Genomic DNA, 21,671 nt, shown 5'->3' on the forward strand with positions numbered 1-21,671 from the left:
GAAGGGCGACGCAAGCGCCGCCCTTCATCCTTGTAGCCGTTACCCGATCAGAACTTGTACTGCACCTGCACGAAGCCGGTGCGGCCGTACCAGTCGTACTGGGTGGCGAACGCCGGAACGTTGCCGTAACGGGTATCCACGCCCGAGGAGATGCGCGGCGGATCCTTGTCCAGCAGGTTGCGGATACCGACGAGCACGCTCCAGTTCGGCTGCTCGTAGCGCACGGAAGCCGTGTGGTAGAACGCCTGCTCGGCCCAGATGTCACGCCACGAGTCCGGACGACCCTGGTAGGTGTAGTTCGGGGTCAGGTCGCGGTTCTTGGTCGCACCGATGTACTCGGTCCGCCAGTTGTAGGACCAGTCGCCACGCTTGAGCTGCGCGTCCAGGTTGCCCACCAGCTTCGGACGGCCGATGTAGCCGGCGAAGTTGGACGAGCTGAAGCCGCTTTCCTCGGCGGTGTCGAACAGCTGGCTGACGTCTTCCATGGTGTACGTCAACTGGGTCTCGAGGGCGAGCTCGCCGAACGAGAAATCGTTGTCGTAGTTCATGATCAGGTCGTAACCACGGACCTGCTGCCGGTTGATGTTGATGTACTGGTTGCGGACCGTCTCGATCTTGAATGCATCGGTCGGGTGGCTGCCGGGGTTGCGGTCGAACAGCTCGCAGAAGTTGTTCGGGAACACCGGTGCGCCGTAGCAGCCGCCCAGGATCGACGCGCTGCTGAGCTGGCCGATCTGGTCGAACACCTCGTAGTCGAAGTAATCGAACGCGACGCTGAGGTTGGTGAACGACGGCGTGAGCACGATGCCGGCGGTGAACGCGGTCGAGGACTCCGGGTTCAGCACGCCTGCACCGCCGCCGGAGACGACCAGTGCCGAAGACGCGGCACCGTTGAAGTCGGCAGGGATGCCTTCAGCCGCGCAGTTGGTGCGGATGTTCTCGTTGTTGCTCTCGCCCCACTGGATGCAGGGGTCGATGGACAACTGCGAGGCGAACCCGGTCTGGTTGCCCAGGAACAGCTCGTACAGGCCCGGGGCGCGGAACGAGGTGCCCTTGGTGGCGCGCAGGCGGACGGCCGAGTTGATCTGCCAGTTCGCACCGAGCTTCCAGACGTTGTCGCTGCCGTCGAGCGAGTCGTACTCGAACACGCGAGCCGAGCCGTTGAGCGACAGCGATTCGAAGCCGGGCTTGCCGCTGATCAGCGGAAGTTCGATTTCGGCAAACGCCTCGCGGACGTTGTCGTCGCCCTTGGTGACCTGGGCAGAGGTGGAGCCCCAAAGGTCGCCGTTGCGCGACAGGTCGCTGGGCTGGTCGTCGATGCTGTAGTTGCGGTACTCGACGCCGAACGCACCGGCCACCGCGCCGGCCGGCAGGTCGAACAGCTCGCCGGTCACGATACCGTTGACGACGGACTGGTCGTACACGGTGCTGCCGGTGTGCCACTCGCCGACCTGCGCCACCAGCTCGTTCATCCGCTCGCCGCTCAGGAAGCCAGGCGAGTAGTAATCAAGCACCGGGGCGGTGTCGTCGAACTGCACGTCGCCCGAGCGGGATGCCACGATGCCCAGGTTGCTGTAGGTACCTTCAGACCGGGTGTAGCTGGCGTTGACTTCCCAGGCCCACGTGTCGGTCGACTGGAACAGGCCGTCGAAGCGCGTGCGGCCGTAGAAGTAGTCGACGTCCACGTTGGTGGCCGACACGAACGGCATGATCGGCTGCGCCAGGCCGGACGGCACCGGGCTCACGTAATCAGGCGAGTTGGCGTAGGTGTACGCGTCGGTGCCGTAGATCGGCGGGGTCGTCGCGCCGCCCACCAGCGGGAAGAACTGGCGGTAGCCGAAGTTCTCGGTGGTGCGGTTATTGTACAGCCACTGGGTCTGCCAGTTGAAGGCGTCGAAGCCGAAATCGGTCGCCGCGTAGACGCTCTTGCGCTCCTGGCGGTCAACGATGTGCTGGTTGCCGTAGAAGTCGAAGTTGAGGACGTCCTCGTAGTACGCCTGGTCGGAGTTGGCGTAGTTGGGGTTGTTGCGCGGACGGTAGCCGGGGATCAGGCCGACCGTGGAGCCATCGGGCGACGGGATGTAGCGGTAGCCATAGCCAGCGTCGATGACAGTGTTCGCGTACAGGTTGTTGCAGCCGCCCAGCGCGGTGTCACCGATGACCGAGCGGTCCTCGCGGTCGATCCGCGGGCCGCCCTCGTGGGCGTACGCGAGATCCTGCGGGCAGCTGAAGAAGTCGCGGTCGCCGACCTTGAGGGCTTCCTGCAGGTACCACTCACCAGCCAGCACGATGCTGCCGTTGTCGAAGTCCCAGCCGGTCGCGCCGGAGACGGTGTACACCTCGCCGCCGCCGTCGAACGGGGTGCGGGTGCTGAAGGTGATTTCCGGACGATCCACGCTCTTGCGGGTGATCATGTTGACCACGCCGGCCACCGCGTCGGAGCCGTAGATCGACGAGGCGCCGTCCTTCACGATCTCGACGCGCTGCAGGATCGACGACGGGATCACGTTGAGGTCGAACGCACCGACCTGGCCGCGGGTACCGGCCGGGCCGGGGCGCTGGCCGTCGAGCAGGACCAGGGTGCGGTTTGCACCCAGGCCACGCAGCGAGAGGGTCTGCACGCCGGTGCCGCCTTCGACGACGAAGCCGCCGAACTGGTTGTTGATCTGGGTCGAACCTGCCGCGACGCTCGACTTCTGCAGGAACTCGCCCGGGTTGACCAGGCCCAGCGCGACGTTGGTGTCGGCCGTGATCACCTGGATCGGCGAGGTGGACTCGTACTCGAAGCGGCGCAGCAGCGAGCCGGTGACGGTGATGCGATCGAGTTCGACCGCGTCATCCGCCGGTGCCTGGGTGGCGACCTGCTCCTGTTCCTGCGCCTCGGGTGCGGTTTCAGCCGCGTCCTGGGCGAAGGCGGTGGTCGTATAGAGGCAGGCCAGGACGGCTGCGACGAGTGGCCCGCGCTTCAGACGCTGATTGCTTGGTGCATGACGCGACATATCTCTCCCCTTTGAAAGGAACCACAAATTGACGTTGTTGCTCGTGGTGTTTGCGACCCGCGGGCCGCCCACCTGTTGGCCCCCTCCGTGGGGTGACCCGTTCCCGTTACAGCCCGCCCGGCCCACATTCGGTGGCCAGGTAGTTCTCGATCAGCCCCAGCATCCGGGTGTGGTGCGCCGGGTACCAGGGCATCGAATGCGGCATGTCGGCGATCAGCTCGAAACGTGCAGGCACGTGCTTGCGGACGCCGTCGTAGAAGCCCTTCGCATGGAATGCCGGCGTCCGCACGTCGCGGTCGCCGACCATCAGCAGCACCGGGATGTCCGCCGACGCGGTGTTGCGCATCGGGTCCATGCCGGTGACGGTCTGGCCCTGGAGGATTCGCTGGAGGCGGTTGGAGCTCCACGTGGTGCCGAGACGCGCCAGGTCGGTCACCGGAGCACCGGAGATGGCGCACTGGTACGGGCCGTCCTTGCGGACCACCGCCGCGGCGGCAGCGAACCCGCCGTAGGAATAGCCGAAGATGGCCATGCGGTCGGGATCGGCGATGCCCTGGGCCACCAGCCATGCGGCGCCGTCGTCCTTGTCGTCCTGCATCGACTCGCCCCACTGGCTGTCGCCGGCGACCCACAGGTCACGACCCAGGCCGGACGAACCCCGGTACTGCGGACGCAGCACCGCGTAGCCGCGCGAGGTCAGGAACGGCACCCAGCCGGACTGGTCCCAGCCGCCGTGGTCGCGCGCCCAAGGGCCGCCATGCGGATGGATGATCGCGGGCAGGGGGGCATCGCCGGTCTTCCAGCCCACCGGCAGGTCGAGGATGGCCGGGATCTCCCGCCCGTCACGCGCCTTGTAGGTCACCCACTTCTGCTCGCCGATCGGGCCCGGCTCGATCCACGGACGCTCGCTGCCGATGGCGACCACCTGCTTGCGGTCCACCAGCACGTGGTGGGACGGGGCATGGCGATGGCTGCTCGCGGTGAACAGCACCCGCGACAGGTCGTCGTTGTAGCCCCGGATCGCGATGCCCTGGCCCGGGAAGGCCTGGCGCAGGCCGTCGTGGACCGCCTTCATGGTCGGGTCGATAAAGACCTGCTGGGGCTCCACGCCGTCCACCACGAAGCCCAGCACGCGGTTGAAGTTGCTCGGCTGCATGCCGGTGATCAGGCCGGTGATGGAGAACTCGGGGTGCGCGGCCAGCGGCTCGTCGTCGAACGTGCGCGTGGACGGGTCGTAGACACGGGCCTCCACGCGATCGGAGAACAGGTCGGTCAGGACGTAGAAATCGCCGGAGGCCTCGTCGATGCCGACGACGTCCACCGTGTGGCGCGCGGTCAGCTTGGTGGTGAGTTCCTTGTGCTCCACGAACTCACCGGTGTCAGCGTTGCGGATCAGGATCCGCTGTTCGTACTCGTTGGACGCGATCGGCTCGATCTGAGACCGGGTCAGCAAGTCGCCGGTGCGCGGGTGGAACAGGCCGGGGCTGGTCAGCCCGGTCCCGCGGAACAGCAGCTCGGTGTCGCCAGTGCGCAGGTTGTAGCGGTAGTAGTTGGCCGAGAACGTCATCTCGTTCATCTGCGAAACGATGACGTTCTCGGGGTCCAGCGGCAGCGAGTGCACCAGCGACGACGTGCCGGCGATCTCGAGGCATCGCTGGGTGCGCTCGCTGATGCCCAGCCGGCGGGTGTTGTTGGCAAACGCCTCGCTGAAGTCCTCGTGGGTCGTGTCGGTCAGGTAGGCCTTGGTTACGAAGGTCTTGGTCGCGCCCGACACGCTGCCCTCGCCACAGCCGCCCAGCTCGCCGGTCCATTCCTGCCGCCCCAGCACCAGCACCCGGTCCGCCTTGAGGGCGCTGGCGGCGATGAACTTCATCCGGTCACCGGACGGTGTGACGACCGGGCCGGCGTCCATGTTGTCCAGGTTCCAGGTGGCCAGCGCGGTTTCCTGGAACTCGCTGCCGGGCGAGGCGACGATGGCGACCAGGTTCTTGCCATCGGCACTCATCGACGGCGACTGGATGGCAGGCACCCGCGCGAAATCGTCGATGGCGATCGGCTCGCGGGCCTGGACGCCGGTGGCGAACAGGGCGATGCAGCAGCTGTAGAGGACGTTGCGGACGGTCGTTTCGGTCATGGTTCTTCCCTTGGAATTAACAGGAAGAACCGGCGCGCCTGGCTCCGTTTTCCCCTGTAACGGGAACTTAACAGAAGATGACCGGTGTGTGACAAGGGTCTCCCCTGTTCAGCGAACGGATAGACAAAGGGCGCCGCGGCCCGGTTGGCCTAGAATCCGCGTTTCCGCCTCAAACCAGGGATCGCATGAGCATCAAGTCCGACCGTTGGATCCGCCGCATGGCCGAACAGCACGCGATGATCGAGCCGTACGAGCCGGGCCAGGTGAAGTTCGCCGACAAGGGCGGGGCGGAGCGGATCGTCAGCTACGGCACCTCGAGCTACGGCTACGACGTGCGGTGCTCGCGCGAGTTCAAGGTGTTCACCAACATCAACTCGACCATCGTCGATCCCAAGCACTTCGATCCCAAGAGCTTTGTCGACATCGAGGCGGACGAGTGCATCATCCCGCCCAATTCGTTCGCGCTGGCGCGCACGGTCGAGTACTTCCGCATCCCGCGCGACACGCTGGTGGTGTGCCTGGGCAAGAGCACCTACGCGCGCTGCGGGATCATCGTCAACGTGACGCCGCTGGAGCCCGAGTGGGAAGGCCACGTCACGCTGGAGTTCAGTAACACCACGCCGCTGCCGGCGCGCATCTACGCGAACGAGGGCGTTGCGCAGATGCTGTTCTTCCAGGCGGCGGCCGACGACGTCTGCGAGACCTCGTACAAGGACCGCGGTGGCAAGTACCAGGGCCAGCGCGGCGTGACCCTGCCGCGCACCTGAGGCTCAGCCGGGACCGGCGCTGGCCAGCGCGGCCTGCAGCCGGTCCACCTGGCGGATCAGTTCTTCAGCCGTATGACGCTTGGCGCTGGCGGTGCCCCAGACAGGGCGCGGCCAGGCGATGTCGTGCTCGAAGCGCGCGATCACGTGGATGTGCAACTGGGGGACCAGGTTCCCCAGCGCGGCAACGTTGAGTTTGTGCGGTCGGAACTCGGCCTTGAGGGCCCGACTGGCCAGGCTGATTTCCCGGCTGAGGACGGCCTGCTGGGCGACGTCGAGGTCGATCCACTCCGTCGCATCCTCTACCCGCGGCACCAGGATCAGCCAGGGATGGTTGGCGTCGTCCATCAGCCGCAGTTCGCTGAGTTCCAGCGCGGCAACCGGGTGGGTGTCCTCGGCCAGTTGCGGATGCAGGTGCCAGCCGGGCGCGGGTGGGTGACGTCGGCTCATGCGGCCTCCGGGGTGCGGGTGGTCAGCGCAGGGCGTCGACCAGGAAATCGGTGGTGCGCTGCCAGGCGAGTGCAGCGCTGGCGGGTTCGAAGTCGTCACGCGGGTCGCAGTTGAAACCGTGCCCCGCGGGGTAGACGTGGATCGTTGCGCCCGGATGGTGCTCACGATGCAGCGCGACGTGTTCGGGCGGGATGATCGGGTCGCGCTCGCCGAAATGGAACAGCATCGGCGCGCGCAGGGGCTCGTCGAGGAACGGTACGCTGCGGCCGCCGTAGTAACTGACCGCCGGCAGGCCCAGCCGCGTGTTGCCGAGCAGGGCGAGCGTGCCACCCCAGCAGAACCCCACGGCGGCCGTGCGCAGGCCCTCGGTCTGGACGGTGCGCGCGGCGGCGGCGACCAGGTCAACTGCGCGGTCGAAGCCCAGCTCCGCCGTTAGCGCGCGTCCGCGTGCCACCCCGGCAGCGTCGTAGTCGAGCTCCACGTCGCGGCTGACCGGGTCGAACAGCGCCGGTGCCACGGCCACGAAGCCGGCCGCGGCAAAGCGCCCGGCCACGCTGCGGATGTGCGCGTTCAGGCCAAAGATTTCATGGATGACGATCACCGCGCCCCGCGACGGCCCGGCGGGATCGCAGCGCCAGCCGCCAATGGGGCCGTGCGTGGTTTCGATGTCGACGCGGTGGTCCATGGCGATTCCGTTCAGTTGGCAGGCGGCCTGCAGCCCGGAACAGTCTAGCGCGGGGGCTATAATCCGCGGCCCGCCCTGCGCCGATCGCGTCCTGCCCCCGTGGCCGGGCGCGGCGCCGCATGCCGGTTCCGCTTCGCACCCACCGGTAACCCATGTCCGTTCCCTACGCCCCCACCAAGAACCCCAAAGTCGGCTTCGTCAGCCTTGGTTGCCCCAAGGCGCTCGTCGACTCCGAGCGCATCCTGACCCAGCTGCGGGTCGAGGGTTACGACCTGGTGCCGACGTACGACGATGCCGACGTGGTGGTGGTCAACACCTGCGGCTTCATCGACTCGGCGGTCGCCGAATCGCTCGACGCGATCGGCGAGGCCATGGCCGAGAACGGCAAGGTCATCGTCACCGGGTGCCTGGGCAAGCGCGAGGAGGTCATCCGCGATGCGCACCCGGGCGTGCTGTCGATCAGCGGACCGCAGGACTACGACAGCGTGCTGGGCGCGGTGCACAAAGCCCTGCCGCCGCGCCACGATCCGTTCATCAGCCTGGTCCCGGACACCGGCATCAAGCTGACGCCCAAGCACTACGCCTACCTGAAAATTTCCGAAGGCTGCAACCACCGCTGCAGCTTCTGCATCATCCCGTCGATGCGCGGCGACCTTGTCTCGCGCCCGGTCGACCAGGTCCTGCGCGAGGCCGAAAAGCTCGCGATGGGTGGGGTGAAGGAGCTGCTGGTGATCTCGCAGGACACGTCCGCCTATGGCGTCGATGTCCGCTATGCCGAGCGTGAGTGGCGCGGCCGGGCGTACCAGACACGGATGAAGGCGTTGTGCGAAGGGCTCGGCGAGCTCGGCCTGTGGACGCGCCTGCACTACGTCTACCCGTACCCGCACGTCGACGAGATCATCCCGCTGATGGCCGAGGGGCGGATCCTTCCGTACCTGGACATTCCGTTCCAGCACGCCAGTCCGCGGGTGCTGAAGCTGATGAAGCGCCCGGGCGCGGTCGACAAGACCCTGGAGCGTATCCGCCGGTGGCGCGAGGTGTGCCCGGAGCTGACCATCCGCTCGACCTTCATCGTCGGCTTCCCGGGCGAGACCGACGCGGAGTTCGAGGAGTTGCTCGACTTCCTCGACGAGGCCCAGCTCGACCGGGTCGGCGCGTTCGCCTATTCGCCGGTGGAGGGTGCGAAGGCCAACGCGTTGCCCGACCCCGTGCCCGAGGCGCTCAAGCAGGAGCGGCTGGCGCGCTTTATGGAACGGCAGGCGGGGATTTCCGAGGCCAAGCTCGAGGCCAAGGTCGGCAGCATCCAGCGCTGCATTGTCGACGCGGTCGACGGTGAGCTGGCGATCGCGCGTTCCATGGCCGATGCACCCGAGATCGACGGGCTGGTGCAGATCCAGAACGGCTACTTCGCCGGCCTCAAACCGGGCGACTTCTGCGATGTCGAGATCATGGGCAGCGACGAGCACGACCTGTTCGGCGAGGTCGTGTTCGGGGACTGAGTGGCTGCGCAACCCTGATCGCCGCCGGAGGTTGTAGGAGCGGCTTCAGCCGCGATTTGCACGCGGCGCGCGACCGATGGCCGATCGCGGCTAAAGCCGCTCCTACAGGTAGTCGACGGCGACGATCGCGAACCTACGCATACCGCCGGGCAGTTCCGCCTCGAACCCGTCGTCCAGCCGCTTCTTCAGCATCGCCCGCGCAAGCGGCGAGTCGATGCTGATCCAGCCCAGCCTGGCATCGGTTTCGTCGGGGCCGACGATCCGGTAGCGCCGGCATTCGCCGCTGACTTCATCCTCGACCTCGACGGTGGCGCCGAAGAACACCGCCGACGGGTCCGACGGCGGCTCGTCGACCACGCGCAGGGCGGGCACCCGCTTGCTCAGGTAGCGCACCCGCCGGTCGATCTCGCCCAGCTGCTTCTTGCGGTAGGTGTACTCGGCATTCTCCGAACGGTCGCCCTCGGCTGCCGCGGCCGCAAGCGCCTTGACCACCTCGGGGCGTTTGACCCGCCACAGCTCGTCCAGCTCCGCCTTCAGGCGCTCGTGCCCGGCGCGGGTGATCAGCGCGGTGCTTTTTTCTGCGGGGGGACGCCAGCGGCCCATGGTTGTTCCTGTGTGCGGGAGCATGTTGCGAACGGGGCTTATGCCCCAGCCGCCGGCCGTGTTCAACCCGCACGTGCTTGCGCCGCACGCGCCTGATCGCCGAACCTTGCGCGCTGTCGACACGGACGCCGCCCATGCTGATCCTGCCCCTGCATCGCCCGATCACCCGCGCCAGCTTCCCTGTGGTCACGGCGCTGCTGATCATCGTCAACGTGCTGGTGTACTTCGGCTGGCAGGCCGGCGACGAGGCGGCGGTGGACCGTGCACGGACCCATTACGTCGACAGCGGGCTGGCACGGTTTGAACTGCCCGCCTACGAGCGGCACCTGCTGGCGACCAACCAGATAGATGCGCTCGACGAACTCCGGCAGCTGCCAGCCGGCGCGCGCGCCGATTACATATCCCAGGTCACCCTGACCGACGTTGCCTACCTGGACGCGCTGCATGCCGGCGCACTGTTCGACGACGCGGCCGCGCTGGAAGCCTGGCGGCCGCTGCGTGCGGCCTATGACGCCGAACTGGAGAACGTCTTCACCCTCAGGCACATGCTGCGCAGTTCCGAGGTCGACCCCTGGCGGATGCTGGCGGCGGCGTTCCTGCATGGCGGGGTCATGCACCTGGTCGGCAACATGCTGTTCCTGCTGGCGCTCGGGGTGCTGGTGGAGGGCGCACTCGGACCGTGGCGCCATCTCGGGCTGTACTTGCTCGGGGCGGTCGGCTCGAGCGCGGTGTCTTTGATGTGGCGCTGGGGCGAGGCGGGCGGCGGGCTCGGTGCGTCCGGTGCGGTGGCGGCGCTGATGGGGGCCTTCTGCGTGGTCTGGGGCCGCCAGCCGGTGCGATTCTTCTACTGGTTCGGGGTGGTGTTCGACTACGTGCGTGCACCCGCGATCCTGCTGCTGCCGGCGTGGCTCGGCTGGGAAGCATGGAACCTGATGTCCAACGCCGACAGCAACGTCGGCTTCGACGCGCACATCGGCGGGCTGGTCAGCGGCGCGCTGCTGGGCGGGCTGCTGGTGGGCCTGGGGCAGGTGCGCGAATCCTTCATTGCCGACGACGGTGGGCGCCAGGTCGACGACCGGTGGGAGCGTGCCCAGGCCTGCCTGGGACGCCTGCAGCTGGCCGAGGCCGATGCGCTGCTAAGCGAGCTGGCCGACGAACAGCCGCAACGTTTCGACATCAGGCTGATGCGCTACCGGGTGGCACGCAATGCGGGCCGCCGCGCGACGATCGCCGAACGAGCCCGCGAACTGCTGCAGGCTGACGCACCGGACAGCGACGGAATCCACGCGCAACAGGGCGCGCTGGCCGACCTGGACGGTACCGACGATGCGTTGCCGCTGACCGAGCGCCTCGGGCTGGCGCGGCGCTGGCTGGCGGCGGGTGCGCTGGATGCAGTGGAGGCGGCGCTGGCCCCGCTCACTGGCGAAGCGGAAGGCGAGGAGGCCGACGCGCTGGTGGTCCAATTGTGGTTCCAGCTCGCACTCGCGCATCGCGAGCGCCATCAGGACGATGCGCATGCACGTACGTTGCGTCGACTGGCCGAGCGCTATCCGGCGCAGCCGCAGGCGGCGAAGGCCCGGTTCCTGCTCGGCGAGCTCGAAGGCGCCGGCGCGGCGACGGCGCCGGCCGGCTAGCCCAACTGCGGCGCCGGGCCGCAAGTCGTCTCAGGCGGTTTCGGGCACCGGCAACGCCTTCATCGCCGCCTCGATCTTCGACTGCAGCCCGGGGTCCTCGCAACGCTCCAAAGACCGCTGCAGCAGTGCACGGGCGTCATCGTCACGTCCAGAGCGCTCGACCAGCAGCAACGCGGCGTCGAGCCCCCAGCGCGATGCGTCGGGATGGCGCGGGTGCGCGCGCAGCATTGCAGCCAGCGTGTCGGCTGCCAGCTGTCCCTGGCCCGCGAGCCGGGCACGCTCGGCCAGTGCCTGGGCGTGTTCGACCTGGGCCGGCACGAAATCGGGGTTGGCATCCAGCGTCGTGCGCAGCAGGCCGAGGGCGCGCCGTTCCTCGCGCTCGAGCATCAGCAGGTTGAGGTACTCGCCCGCGTGGCCGGTCAGCGCCGCGGCATCGCCGGACTGCCGCAGCAGGCGGTGGTAGAGCTCGTGAACCTCCAGGCTGACCGCCCGGCTGCGCGTCTCCGCCCGCAGCAGCTCCAGTGCGGCATCCGGGTGGCCATCGCGAACGTGCGCTTCGGCCTCGCCGAGCAGGTCCGCGTCGGGCGCGTGACGGCCGGGCAGGCCATCGCGCGCTGCCGGCTCGTAGCCCAGCGCCTCGTGGTACTGGTAGATGAGATAGCCCATGAGATGGAACGCGGCAAACAGGCCCCAGAACGACACCGCGGTGACAGCCAGGTCGGCGATGACCGGCGGCATCCAGCGGGCCAGCCAAACACTCGCCGTCAGGGCACTGGCCTGGATCACGAACAGCAGCCCGAACACCGCCAGGTATGGCCAGCCGATCCGTCCGACCAGGGCCAATGGCGTCGAGGGGTTGAGCGCGTGCGACAGGCTGCCGTCCAGCGCCAGCGACATCACGCAGCCCGGCTGCATGAAGGCGACCAGCGCCAGCACCGCCAACCCGATGATCGGGCCGCCGACCAGCAACGCGGCCAGGACCACCACGATGAAGACCAGTTGCATTGCGATCAGCCGTGCCACCACGCCGTCGCCGGTGCCCAGCACCACCTCCGGCGCTTCCAGCCGGCCGTCGGCGGTCGCGCGCAACACCTCGAAGGCGTACTTGTAGGCGCCGATCCACACCAGCAGGGCGACCACCCAACCCACCACCGGGATCATGCCGAGCAGGCTGGCCAGCGTGAGCGCGACCAGGCTCGCCAGCGCCGCACCGCGGAAGGGGTAGAGGGTGATGGCGCGGAGGCGCTGCCAGAACGGCTCCGGCGTGTCGCGGTGGATGGATGACATTGGATTCGCTCCCTGAACAAGGCGTTCATTCTGCGGGGGCGAAACGCCGCTTCACAATCCCCGGCCCGTCGCCAGGGACGGGCCGGGGTCGACATCGATGCGGCAAGCCACGCCGGACGGCCACCCGGGCCGCCCGGCGGAGGCGCGATCAGTTGGCCGGCTGGCGGTCCAGGCCGTAATCCAGGTTGCCCTCCGCCGGCGTGCCATCCAGCGACAGCTGGGTGACGCGGTCGTTGGAATCGATCGCGAACAGGCGGTCATCCTCGGACTTGCTGTTGGGGTCGAGCCGGATCTGGCCGTTGTCGGCCTCGACCGTCCAGGTGCCGTCCATCTGTGCCGGTGCGCCGGCTTCGTCCTGGTAGGTCTCGGTGATCGCGTAGGTGCCGTCGGGGTTCAGCACCAGGGTGGTGTCGATGCCGGGGCAACTGGCGCACGGAAGCGTGCCGCTGAACCGGCCGGCGAACGCCCGCATGTCGAAATCGGCCGCGCCGGACGCGGTGGGGTCGCCGGTGGGGACGATATCCGCGGCGGGTGGGGCCGCGTCGGCGGCATGCGCCGCGTCGACCGGCTCGGCCGGTTCCTGTTTGCAGGCGGCGACAGTCAGGACGGTGAGGCAGGCGAGGGCGAGCAATCGATGGGTCATGCGGGGACTCCTGTCGGTGAGGGGCGGGGGAAGGGTGAGGCTACCGTCATGTGCAGGGGGGCGTGGCTGCGCTCAACGGCCCTTGCCGAAGATGCCGCCGAGCAGGCCCCGGAGAACCTGTCGGCCGATCTGGCTGCCGATGGTGCGCGCGGTCTGCTTGGCCATGGTCTCGACCATCCCCTGGCGCCGCTTGGTGCCAAACACCGCGTTGCGGACGGCCTGGCCCAGGCCGCCTTCGTCGGCGTCGCTTTCCGCACCCTTGGCGCGTGGCGCATCGGCTTGGCCGGCGGCGACCTCGACCTTGCGGGCAAGCATCTCCTCGGCCGATTCGCGGTCGACCGTGGTGTCGTACTTGGCGCCGACCGGGCTGCCAGCGCGGACCGCGGCACGCTCGGCATCGGTGATCGCGCCCATTCGACAGCGCGGCGCGGCGATCAGGGTCTGCTCCACCGGCATCGGGACGCCCTTGGCCTGCAGGGTCGAGACCAGCGCCTCGCCCGTGCCGAGACGGGCGATGGCGTCGGCGACGTCCAGCCCCGGGTTGGGGACGAAGGTTTCCGCCGCAGTGCGCACCGCCTTCTGGTCGCGCGGGGTGAAGGCGCGCAGCGCATGCTGCACGCGGTTGCCCAGCTGGCCGAGCATCTCGTCGGGCACGTCGTCGGGGAACTGCGAGCAGAAATACACGCCCACGCCCTTGGAGCGGATGATCCGGACCACCTGCTCGACCCGCTGCTGCAGTGCCTTGGGGGCGTCCTCGAACAGCAGGTGCGCTTCGTCGAACACGAACACCAGCTTCGGCTTGTCCAGGTCGCCCACCTCCGGCAACTGCTCGAACAGCTCCGACAGCAGCCACAGCAGGAACGACGAGTACAGCCGCGGCTTCAGTACCAGACTGTCGGCGGCGAGGATGTTGATGACGCCGCGCCCGTCGGTGGTGGTGCGCATCAGGTCGGCCAGCTCCAGCGCCGGCTCGCCGAAGAACATGTCGCCGCCGTCGGATTCCAGCCGCAGCAGCGCGCGCTGGATCGCACCGATCGACGGGGTGCTGACCAGGCCGTAGTCGGTCGAGACGCTCTTGCGCTCCTCCGCGACGAGGTTGAGCAGGGCGCGCAGGTCGTCCAGGTCCAGCAGCAGCAGGCCGCGGTCATCGGCCAGGCGGAACACGATGTCGAGGACGCCCGACTGGGTGTCGTTGAGCTCCAGCATGCGCGACAGCAGGGTCGGGCCGATCTCGCTGACCGTCGCGCGCACCGGGTGGCCCAGCTTGCCGAACAGGTCCCAGAACACCACCGGGCTGCCCTCGTTGACGTAGCCGGCGATGCCGATTTCCTCGATCCGGGCCTTCAACTTGTCGTTGAGGGTGCCCGGCATGGCCAGCCCGGCGACGTCGCCCTTCACGTCCGCCATGAACACCGGCACGCCGATGCGCGAGAAACCTTCGGCAAGCGTCATCAGGGTGACGGTCTTGCCGGTGCCGGTCGCACCGGCGACCAGACCGTGGCGGTTGGCCAGGTTCGGCTGGAGGAATACCTGGCCGCCCGTATCGGGGAGTGCTTCGGGCGTGGTGACGGCCTTGCCGACGAGGATCGGCGGGGGGATGTTCGCCATGTCCGGTTCCTTGGGGTGGTCGGCCGATTCTAGGACCTAATCACCGCGGCGATTGACGGGGCCCCGCAGGGTTACGTCGGCGCGGTCGCGCGATGGCCGTTGCGCGACGGACAGGGCTAACCTGCAGGGCGTCGTCCCCCAGCAGTGCCATGCCCATGCCCGTCCGGTTGTTCCGACGCTCTGCGTCGCTGTTGCTCGTGTTGCTTGCCGCCGTATCGATGGACGCCAGCGCGCAATCGCGCCGTGACCGGGCCGCGACCGAGGCCCTGGAGCAGAGGATGCAGGCGGCCGAGGGACGCTACCGCGAGGCGATGGTCGCCATCGGCAACCACGACCCCGAAGGTCCCGCCCACGCCGACGCCGCGCTGGAGGACATGGAGGACGTGGTCGCGGCCTGCGTTGCGCAGCGGGGTTGCTCGGTCACGACGATGCTGACGACCTACGAGCGCCTGCTCAAGCTCAACGCCGATGTCGAAGCCGGTGGTGGCCTGGAGGACGACGACGGGCCGGACACGGAGTCCCACCACGCCGCGGCGGTCGCGCGTGACGTGCCCGAGGCGGCGCGCGCGGCGGCGTTGCTCGGTGGCGACGAGCACGACTTCGACCGGATGGTCCAGTTCAACCCGGCGGTGCAGGAAGGCATCCGCCGCTGGTTGACCGACATGCGCGACGACTTCCTCACCAGCCATCAGAACTACCAGTACCTGCGCCGCCAGATGTGGCCGCAGTACGAGCGCGCGGGGCTGCCGGAGGCGCTGCTGTTCGGGATCCTGGCCAAGGAGTCCAACGGCCGCGTCCACTCGACCTCGCGTGCCGGCGCGTCGGGGCCGATGCAGTTCATGTACGCCACCGGCCGGCGCTTCGGCCTGGGCGAGGACAGTACCGGTTTCGACACCCGCTACGACCCGTACGCAGCCTCGGCGGCCAGCGTGGCTTACCTCAACGAGCGGATGGGCGAGCTCAACCGCAACATCGAACTGGCGCTGGCGGCGTACAACGGTGGCGAGGGCCGCGCCCGCCGCGTGCACCGTGCCAATCCCGGCAAGAGCTTCTGGCACGCCGACGTGTACCACGAGTTCCCGCCGGAGACCCGCGACTACGTGCCGATGGTGATCGCCGCGGCGTGGCTGTTCCTGCACCCTCGCGAATACGGCCTTACGCTGCCCGAGTTCGATGTGCGACCGGCGAAGCTGCAACTGCAGCAGCCGGCGTCGATCTACCAGTTGACGATCTGCCTGGGCAACCGCGGCGTGCGCGACGGTTACATGCGGGCGCTGCGCAACCTCAACCCGCGCTACCGAGCGGACGACATGCTGCCGGCGGGCGCCGTGCTGGACGCGACGACCGAGATCGCCAGCCTGTACCGGCGGCACTGCCTGAATGGATCGCGCGCGCAGCTGGCACGCGAGCTGGTGGCCAGCGACCCGGCCCGCGCGATCGTCCGGGGCGGTCCCGCGTCGGCGATGCCGGTGTCGGCCGTGGCAACCGTGCCCACCGAACCCGCGGCGCCGGCCACCTACCGCGTGCAGGGCGGCGAGACCCTCAGCTCCATTGCCCGCAAGTTCGAATGCCGGCCGGCCGAGCTCGCCCATGCCAACGGCGTCAGGGGGCCGCGCTACACCATCCGCCCCGGCNGAGACCCTCAGCTCCATTGCCCGCAAGTTCGAATGCCGGCCGGCCGAGCTCGCCCATGCCAACGGCGTCAGGGGGCCGCGCTACACCATCCGCCCCGGCCAGGAGCTGGTGCTGCGGGGGTGCAGCGGCGGCAACTGACGGTCAGATCCGGGTGGCCAGCCGCTGGCCGAGCTTGACGGCCGATTCGGCGCACAGGCCCGGCGCGAGCTCGGCGACCCCGGGCGGCAGCAGCACGATCACGGTGGAGCCGTAGTTGAACCGCGCCATTTCCTCGAACCGCTCCAGCGTGATGTCCTCGCCGCGGTAATCGCGGACGGTCACCCGGCTGCCGTAGGCCGGAATCTCCTCGCCGGACCACACCGTCTCGACGCCCGACACCAGCAGGGCGCCGACCATCACCACCGCCATCGGGCCGAAGTCGGTATCGAAGTGGCAGACCAGCCGCTCGTTGCGCGCGAACAGGCGCGGCACGTGGCGCACCGCCGCCGGTCCGACGCTGAACAGCCGGCCGGGCACGTGCACGGTCTCGCGCAGAGTGCCCGTCCAGGGCATGTGTACCCGGTGGTAATCCTTGGGCGACAGGTAGACGGTCGCGAACAGGCCTTCCTCGAAAGGACGGGCGGCATCGGCATTGCCCAGGAGCTCGGCGGCGGTGAAAGACTGCCCCTTGGCCTGGAAGATCCGGCCGGCCTCGATCGCCCCGCACTGGCTGATGCGGCCGTCGGCCGGCATGGCCAGCGCGCGCGGGTCGGGATCGACCACGCGTACGCCCGGCCGGAGCGCGCGGGTGAAGAACGCATTGAAGGTGGGGTAGGCGGCCGGGTCCGACTGCGACGCCTCCGACAGGTCGACCCCGAACCGGCGGGTCACGTTGTCGATCAGCCAGCGCCGCACGCGCGGGTGGTCCGAGTAGGCCAGCCGGCGCGCCAGCGAGGAGAGCAGGCGGTGGGGCAGCGCGTAGGTGAGTTTGGTGCTCAGGCTCATCGGGGGTTCCTGCGCGGCATCGGGTCAGGGCGCGGCGGCTTCGGTCAGCGCGGCGAGGTCGGCGGCGATGAGGTTCGGGTCGAACGGCGGCTGCACCAGGCCCGACATCCGGCCCTGCGGGTCGAGCAGCGCCATCGATGCGCTGTGGTCGACCGAGTACTGGTCGTCCGGCTCTCCGTCGGCCGGCGGCACCTTGGCGAACACCATGCTCAGCGAGGCGGCGAACTTCTCCAGCGCCGGCACATCGGCGGTGGCAGCCAGGGTGTCCTTGTGGAAGGCGTGGGCGTACTCGCCGATCCGACCGGGGCTGTCGCGCTCGGGATCGACCGAAACGAATAGCACGCGCGGGCGGATCGCTTCCGGGATCGACTCCCACTGCTTCTGCGCCTGCGACATCTGCGCCAGCGTCATCGGGCAGACGTCCGGGCAGTGGGTGAAACCCAGGAACACCAGCGTCCAGTGGCCGTGCAGCTCGCCCGGCACCAGTTGCGTGCCGTCGGACTGGCGGAGGCTGAACTCGGGCAACTCGCGCGCCGGCTGGAACAGCCGCACCGCCTGGGTCTGCGGCCAGCCCGGCACCGGCTGCGCGCCGAAGTACTTCTGCGATGCCAGCAGGCCGAGCCCGGCGGCGACCGCGGCGATCAGGATGACGAGGGTGGTGCGGTTGAACATGGCGGGCCTGCAGTCGACGCCCGGGCGTAGTACGCGTGCGGGCAATGCCGCCCATGATACCGAGCGCCGACCGCTATAATCGGCGGCCCTCCGCCTCCCTGGTGCGCACCGGCCTGACCGCCGGATGCGCCGACCCCGAACGCATGGCCACTCAGCGCGCCGATTTTGCCGACACCACCTTCGAGCAGGTCTCGATCATCGACCTGATCCGATTCGGCGGCAGCCGTTTCGCCGAGGCCGGGCTTACCTTCGGCCACAGCTACGACAACGCGCTGGACGAAGCCACCCAGCTGGTGCTGCACGCGCTTTCGATGCCGCACGACCTCAGCCCGGTGTATGGCGCCTCGCGCGTCAGCCGTGAGGAGAAGACGCGCGTGCTGGCGCTGTTCGAGCGTCGCATCAACGAGCGCATCCCGGCGGCCTACCTGACCGGCGAGGCGTGGTTTGCCGGGCTGAGCTTCAAGTCCGACCCGCGCGCGCTGGTGCCGCGCTCGCCGATCGCCGAGCTGATCGAGAACGGGTTCGAGCCGTGGCTCGGCGGGCGCGAGGTATCACGCGCACTGGACCTGTGCACCGGGTCGGGTTGCATCGCGATCGCCACCGGCCACCACCACCCGGACTGGGAGGTGGTCGGCATCGACATCAGCGACGACGCACTGGCGCTGGCCGCGGAGAACAAGGCGCGGCTGCACGCCAGCAACGTGTCGTTCCGCAAGTCGGACCTGTTCGACGGGTTGCAGGGCGAGGTGTTCGACCTGATCGTCACCAATCCCCCCTACGTCACCCATGAAGAGACCGACGCGCTGCCCGCCGAGTACGCCCACGAGCCCGAGCTGGGCCTGCGCGCCGGCGACGACGGACTCGACCTGGCACTGCGGATCATGCGCGACGCGCCGGCGCACCTGTCCGACGATGGCCTCCTGATCTGCGAGGTCGGCGAGGCCGAACACGCACTGGTCGCGCTGCTGCCGGAGCTGCCCTTGGCCTGGGTGGAGTTCAAGGTCGGCCAGATGGGCATCTTCGTGGTGGAGCGCGCCGATCTGGTCGAGCACCATGCGAGGATTGCCGAACTCGCCGCCAGCCGCGGCTGAGATCGCCCCCGCAACGCCCTGCATCGATAACGTCGGGAACCTCCGTGGCCGGCAACACCTTCGGAAAACTGTTCGCGGTCACGACCTTTGGCGAAAGCCACGGGCCGGCGATCGGCTGCGTGGTCGACGGTTGCCCGCCGGGCTTGCCGCTGGCCGCCGAAGACTTCCGCCACGACCTGGAGCGCCGGGCCACCGGTCGCACCCGCCACACCTCGGCACGGCGCGAGGCTGACGAGGTGGAGATCCTGTCGGGTGTCTACGAGGGGCTGACCACCGGCACGCCGATCGCACTGCTGGTTCGCAACACCGACGCGCGCAGCCGGGACTACGATCGCATCGCCGCACAGTTCCGGCCCGGACATGCCGATTACACCTACTGGCAGAAGTACGGCATCCGCGACCCGCGGGGTGGCGGCCGGGCCTCTGCGCGCGAGACGACGATGCGGGTGGCGGCCGGCACCATCGCCAGGAAGTGGTTGGCCCAGCGCCATGGTGTGGCCGTGCGCGGCTGGCTGTCCCAGCTGGGCGACGTCGTGCCGGCGGGGTTCGACGCGGATGTCATCGAAGACAATCCCTTCTTCTGGCCCCATGCGCCGCAGGTGCCGGAGCTGGAGGCGTACATGGACGCGTTGCGCAAGTCCGGCGACTCGGTCGGTGCGCGTGTGGACGTGGTCGCCACCAGCCTCCCGCCGGGGTGGGGTGAGCCGGTGTACGGCAAGCTCGACGGCGAGCTCGCGGGGGCCCTGATGTCCATCAACGCGGTCAAGGGCGTCGAGATCGGCGACGGATTCGCCTCGGTGGCGCAGCGCGGCAGTGCACACCGCGATCCGATCGCGCCCGAGGGCTTTGCCTCCAACCACGCCGGCGGCGTTCTGGGCGGCATAAGCACCGGGCAGCCGCTGCGCTGCTCGGTCGCATTCAAGCCCACTTCCAGCCTGCGCCTGCCTGTCGACAGCGTCGACACCGATGGCCAGCCGGTCGAAGTGGTCACCACCGGCCGCCACGACCCCTGCGTCGGCATCCGCGCCGTGCCGATCTGCGAGGCCATGGTCGCGCTGGTGCTGATGGACCAGGCCCTGCGCCATCGCGCCCAGTGCGGTGACGTCGGCGATGTCGACCCGCGCATCCCGGCCCGAAAACCCTGATCCTGTGCAGCGGGCGTACGTCGCCCCTGCGCGGTTGCACCCGGCTGCCACGGTCGCGGATAAATCGCGGCGGCGTCGCCAGCCACCCCCTCGACCAGCCAGGAATAGAAATGAGAAGGACCGTGAACGTAGCCGTCGTCGGAGCCACCGGGGCCGTCGGCGAGACCATGCTGAAGATCCTCGCCGAGCGCGACTTCCCGATCGACCGACTGCACCTGCTGGCGAGCGAGCGTTCGGCCGGCGAAAAAGCCGAGTTCGGCGCCCGCAGGATTGTCGTCGAGGACCTGGCCACGTTCGATCCGGCCGGGATCGACATCGCGCTGTTCTCCGCCGGCGGAAGCGTCTCGAGGGAGTACGCGCCGAAGTTCGCGGCGGCCGGGGCGGTGGTGATCGACAACTCCTCGGCATTCCGGCAGGACGACGACGTGCCGCTGGTGGTCGCCGAGGTCAACCCGGACGCGGCGCGCGACCGTCCGCGCGGGATCATCGCCAATCCCAACTGCTCGACCATGCAGATGCTGGTGGCGCTGGCGCCGATCCATCGCGCGGTCGGCATCGAGCGGATCAACGTGGCGACCTACCAGTCGGTCTCCGGCACCGGGCGGCGCGCGTTGGAGGAGCTGGGTCGGCAGACCGCCGGCATGCTGAATTTCCAGGAGGCCCGTCCGGAGGTCTATCCGGTGCAGATCGCGTTCAACGTGATTCCGCATGGCGGCGACTTCTGCGACAACGGCTACACCACCGAGGAGATGAAGCTGGTCTGGGAGACGCGCAAGATCCTCGGCGACGACAGCATCGCGGTGAACGCCACCGTGGTGCGGGTGCCGGTGTTCTACGGCCACTCCGAGGCGGTCCACCTGGAAACGCGCGAGAAGCTGTCCGCCGCGGACGCCCGCGCCTTGCTGGCGGCCGCGCCCGGACTCGAGGTCGTCGACACGCCCGAGCCTGGCGGCTACCCCACGCCCGTCACCCACGCGTCGGGCAACGACCCGGTCTACGTCGGGCGGATCCGCGAGGACATCTCCCACCCGCGCGGGCTGGCGCTGTGGGTGGTGGCCGACAACATCCGCAAGGGCGCCGCCCTCAATGCCGTGCAACTGGCCGAACTGGTGCTCGCGGAACGCTCATGAATGTGTCGCAAGACATTGAAAAAGCGACCGGATCGCATTGCCGGGGCGCGCGCTGGTCGCTAGAGTCGCGCCAGGGGATGCAGCAGGAGCACCGGTGAACCGATTCGCGCAAACCGCCTTGGCACTGGCGCTGGCTCTGGCCAGCAGCTCGGCGGCCGCATTGGGGCTGGGCCAACTGGAACTGAAGTCGAAGCTCGGCGAGCCGCTGGTGGCCGAGATCCAGATCATTTCCAACGACCCGGGTGAGCTCGAGCGCCTGCGCGCCGGGCTCGCGTCGCCGGAGACCTTCGCCCGCATTGGCCTGCAGCCGCCCCAGGGCGTGGTGGCGAACCTTCAGTTTGTTTCTGCGCTCGACGCGCGCGGCCGGCCGGTCATCCGTGTCACCAGCAGCGAGCCCATCCAGCAGCCGTTGTTGACCTTCCTGGTCGAGGTGGACTGGGGGCAGGGCAGGCTGGTCCGCGAGTATTCGGCCCTGCTGGATACGCCGCGGACCGTGTCGGCGCCGCTGCAACCGCCGATCGAGGCGCCCGAAGTGGCGCCATCCAACACGATCGTGCGCGAATCGCCGCCTGCGCCAGAGCCGCTGCCGGACGAGGGAATGGCGGCCGAGCCGGCCGCCGCTCCGGCCGACGCGACGCCGAACCCGGTGGAAACCCCGGACCCTTCCGCGATCCAGCCGACCGCGCCCAGCCCGGCGCCAGTGGCCGC

Annotated in this window: 17 protein-coding genes and 1 pseudogene; 8 read left to right on the forward strand and 10 right to left on the reverse strand. The window is 68.9% G+C overall.

Going from position 1 to position 21,671, the window contains the following annotated elements:
- Nucleotides 1–47: 47 nt before the first annotated feature.
- Complete coding sequence (locus ACKVMH_RS07070; protein ID WP_215218191.1) at nt 48–2,999, reverse strand: TonB-dependent receptor plug domain-containing protein; 2,952 nt, start codon at nt 2,997–2,999, stop codon at nt 48–50.
- 106 nt (nt 3,000–3,105) lie between these two features.
- On the reverse strand, nt 3,106–5,133 hold the full coding sequence (locus tag ACKVMH_RS07075; protein ID WP_412699753.1) for an alpha/beta hydrolase family protein: 2,028 nt from the start codon (nt 5,131–5,133) through the stop codon (nt 3,106–3,108).
- Between the two features lie 185 nt (nt 5,134–5,318).
- On the opposite strand from ACKVMH_RS07075, the gene dcd reads away from it, so the two are divergent.
- Nucleotides 5,319–5,900 carry a dCTP deaminase gene (dcd, locus tag ACKVMH_RS07080; RefSeq protein WP_215218189.1) on the forward strand — a complete coding sequence of 194 codons (582 nt, stop codon included), beginning with the start codon at nt 5,319–5,321 and terminating at the stop codon, nt 5,898–5,900.
- Nucleotides 5,901–5,903: 3 nt separating this feature from the next.
- Here dcd and ACKVMH_RS07085 read toward each other — a convergent pair whose 3' ends face one another.
- Together ACKVMH_RS07085 and ACKVMH_RS07090 are read right to left on the reverse strand one after the other, a co-directional pair.
- Nucleotides 5,904–6,347: an HIT domain-containing protein gene (locus ACKVMH_RS07085; protein WP_215218188.1), complete on the reverse strand. Its 444-nt coding sequence runs from the start codon at nt 6,345–6,347 to the stop codon at nt 5,904–5,906.
- A 22-nt stretch (nt 6,348–6,369) separates the two neighbouring features.
- Nucleotides 6,370–7,032, reverse strand: a complete 663-nt coding sequence (locus ACKVMH_RS07090) for a dienelactone hydrolase family protein (protein ID WP_412699754.1) — start codon at nt 7,030–7,032, stop codon at nt 6,370–6,372.
- 152 nt (nt 7,033–7,184) lie between these two features.
- Here ACKVMH_RS07090 and rimO point away from each other — a divergent pair, with 152 nt between their 5' ends.
- On the forward strand, nt 7,185–8,531 hold the full coding sequence (gene rimO, locus ACKVMH_RS07095; RefSeq protein WP_412699755.1) for a 30S ribosomal protein S12 methylthiotransferase RimO: 1,347 nt from the start codon (nt 7,185–7,187) through the stop codon (nt 8,529–8,531).
- Nucleotides 8,532–8,633: 102 nt separating this feature from the next.
- Here the strand turns inward: rimO and greB are convergent, their stop codons facing one another.
- On the reverse strand, nt 8,634–9,134 hold the full coding sequence (greB, locus tag ACKVMH_RS07100) for a transcription elongation factor GreB (protein WP_412699756.1): 501 nt from the start codon (nt 9,132–9,134) through the stop codon (nt 8,634–8,636).
- Between the two features lie 134 nt (nt 9,135–9,268).
- Between greB and ACKVMH_RS07105 the strand changes: the two genes are divergently transcribed.
- The gene (locus ACKVMH_RS07105) at nt 9,269–10,768 is read left to right on the forward strand and encodes a rhomboid family intramembrane serine protease (protein WP_412699757.1); all 1,500 of its coding nucleotides are present in this window, start codon (nt 9,269–9,271) and stop codon (nt 10,766–10,768) included.
- Between the two features lie 30 nt (nt 10,769–10,798).
- Here the strand turns inward: ACKVMH_RS07105 and ACKVMH_RS07110 are convergent, their stop codons facing one another.
- From ACKVMH_RS07110 to ACKVMH_RS07120, 3 genes are all read right to left on the reverse strand, one after another.
- Nucleotides 10,799–12,055 carry a hypothetical protein gene (locus tag ACKVMH_RS07110; RefSeq protein WP_412699758.1) on the reverse strand — a complete coding sequence of 419 codons (1,257 nt, stop codon included), beginning with the start codon at nt 12,053–12,055 and terminating at the stop codon, nt 10,799–10,801.
- Between the two features lie 148 nt (nt 12,056–12,203).
- Nucleotides 12,204–12,698: a copper resistance protein NlpE gene (locus tag ACKVMH_RS07115; protein ID WP_412699759.1), complete on the reverse strand. Its 495-nt coding sequence runs from the start codon at nt 12,696–12,698 to the stop codon at nt 12,204–12,206.
- A gap of 72 nt (nt 12,699–12,770) precedes the next feature.
- Nucleotides 12,771–14,306, reverse strand: a complete 1,536-nt coding sequence (locus tag ACKVMH_RS07120) for a helicase HerA-like domain-containing protein (protein WP_412699760.1) — start codon at nt 14,304–14,306, stop codon at nt 12,771–12,773.
- A 149-nt stretch (nt 14,307–14,455) separates the two neighbouring features.
- Here ACKVMH_RS07120 and ACKVMH_RS07125 point away from each other — a divergent pair.
- Nucleotides 14,456–16,079: pseudogene (locus ACKVMH_RS07125) on the forward strand (transglycosylase SLT domain-containing protein).
- Between the two features lie 3 nt (nt 16,080–16,082).
- Here ACKVMH_RS07125 and asd read toward each other — a convergent pair.
- Nucleotides 16,083–16,925 carry an archaetidylserine decarboxylase gene (asd, locus tag ACKVMH_RS07130; protein ID WP_412699761.1) on the reverse strand — a complete coding sequence of 281 codons (843 nt, stop codon included), beginning with the start codon at nt 16,923–16,925 and terminating at the stop codon, nt 16,083–16,085.
- Nucleotides 16,926–16,949: 24 nt separating this feature from the next.
- The gene (locus ACKVMH_RS07135; RefSeq protein ID WP_215218178.1) at nt 16,950–17,597 is read right to left on the reverse strand and encodes an SCO family protein; all 648 of its coding nucleotides are present in this window, start codon (nt 17,595–17,597) and stop codon (nt 16,950–16,952) included.
- 143 nt (nt 17,598–17,740) lie between these two features.
- Here ACKVMH_RS07135 and prmB point away from each other — a divergent pair, with 143 nt between their 5' ends.
- From prmB to ACKVMH_RS07155, 4 genes are all read left to right on the forward strand, one after another.
- Nucleotides 17,741–18,688: a 50S ribosomal protein L3 N(5)-glutamine methyltransferase gene (prmB, locus tag ACKVMH_RS07140; RefSeq protein ID WP_412699766.1), complete on the forward strand. Its 948-nt coding sequence runs from the start codon at nt 17,741–17,743 to the stop codon at nt 18,686–18,688.
- Between the two features lie 44 nt (nt 18,689–18,732).
- Complete coding sequence (aroC, locus tag ACKVMH_RS07145) at nt 18,733–19,833, forward strand: chorismate synthase (protein WP_412699762.1); 1,101 nt, start codon at nt 18,733–18,735, stop codon at nt 19,831–19,833.
- A 110-nt stretch (nt 19,834–19,943) separates the two neighbouring features.
- A complete protein-coding gene (locus tag ACKVMH_RS07150) occupies nt 19,944–20,963 on the forward strand; it encodes an aspartate-semialdehyde dehydrogenase (protein WP_412699763.1) in 1,020 nt (339 codons plus the stop codon).
- A gap of 118 nt (nt 20,964–21,081) precedes the next feature.
- Nucleotides 21,082–21,671: type IV pilus assembly protein FimV (locus tag ACKVMH_RS07155; protein ID WP_412699764.1), on the forward strand; the 590-nt coding region annotated here is incomplete at its 3' end.

This window comes from Lysobacter zhanggongensis (assembly GCF_046638635.1).
In the GTDB taxonomy this organism is placed as follows: Bacteria; Pseudomonadota; Gammaproteobacteria; order Xanthomonadales; family Xanthomonadaceae; genus Novilysobacter; species Novilysobacter luteus.

Excerpts from the sequence above, each read along its gene's own strand:
- ACKVMH_RS07070 (WP_215218191.1), bottom strand. The coding sequence starts at position 2,999 with ATGTCGCGTCATGCACCAAGCAATCAGCGTCTGAAGCGCGGGCCACTC.
- ACKVMH_RS07105 (WP_412699757.1), top strand. The coding sequence starts at position 9,269 with ATGCTGATCCTGCCCCTGCATCGCCCGATCACCCGCGCCAGCTTCCCT.
- ACKVMH_RS07110 (WP_412699758.1), bottom strand. The coding sequence starts at position 12,055 with ATGTCATCCATCCACCGCGACACGCCGGAGCCGTTCTGGCAGCGCCTC.
- ACKVMH_RS07115 (WP_412699759.1), bottom strand. The coding sequence starts at position 12,698 with ATGACCCATCGATTGCTCGCCCTCGCCTGCCTCACCGTCCTGACTGTC.
- ACKVMH_RS07150 (WP_412699763.1), top strand. The coding sequence starts at position 19,944 with ATGAGAAGGACCGTGAACGTAGCCGTCGTCGGAGCCACCGGGGCCGTC.
- dcd (WP_215218189.1), top strand. The coding sequence starts at position 5,319 with ATGAGCATCAAGTCCGACCGTTGGATCCGCCGCATGGCCGAACAGCAC.
- greB (WP_412699756.1), bottom strand. The coding sequence starts at position 9,134 with ATGGGCCGCTGGCGTCCCCCCGCAGAAAAAAGCACCGCGCTGATCACC.
- ACKVMH_RS07135 (WP_215218178.1), bottom strand. The coding sequence starts at position 17,597 with ATGTTCAACCGCACCACCCTCGTCATCCTGATCGCCGCGGTCGCCGCC.
- ACKVMH_RS07075 (WP_412699753.1), bottom strand. The coding sequence starts at position 5,133 with ATGACCGAAACGACCGTCCGCAACGTCCTCTACAGCTGCTGCATCGCC.
- ACKVMH_RS07090 (WP_412699754.1), bottom strand. The coding sequence starts at position 7,032 with ATGGACCACCGCGTCGACATCGAAACCACGCACGGCCCCATTGGCGGC.
- asd (WP_412699761.1), bottom strand. The coding sequence starts at position 16,925 with ATGAGCCTGAGCACCAAACTCACCTACGCGCTGCCCCACCGCCTGCTC.
- prmB (WP_412699766.1), top strand. The coding sequence starts at position 17,741 with ATGGCCACTCAGCGCGCCGATTTTGCCGACACCACCTTCGAGCAGGTC.
- rimO (WP_412699755.1), top strand. The coding sequence starts at position 7,185 with ATGTCCGTTCCCTACGCCCCCACCAAGAACCCCAAAGTCGGCTTCGTC.
- ACKVMH_RS07085 (WP_215218188.1), bottom strand. The coding sequence starts at position 6,347 with ATGAGCCGACGTCACCCACCCGCGCCCGGCTGGCACCTGCATCCGCAA.
- ACKVMH_RS07120 (WP_412699760.1), bottom strand. The coding sequence starts at position 14,306 with ATGGCGAACATCCCCCCGCCGATCCTCGTCGGCAAGGCCGTCACCACG.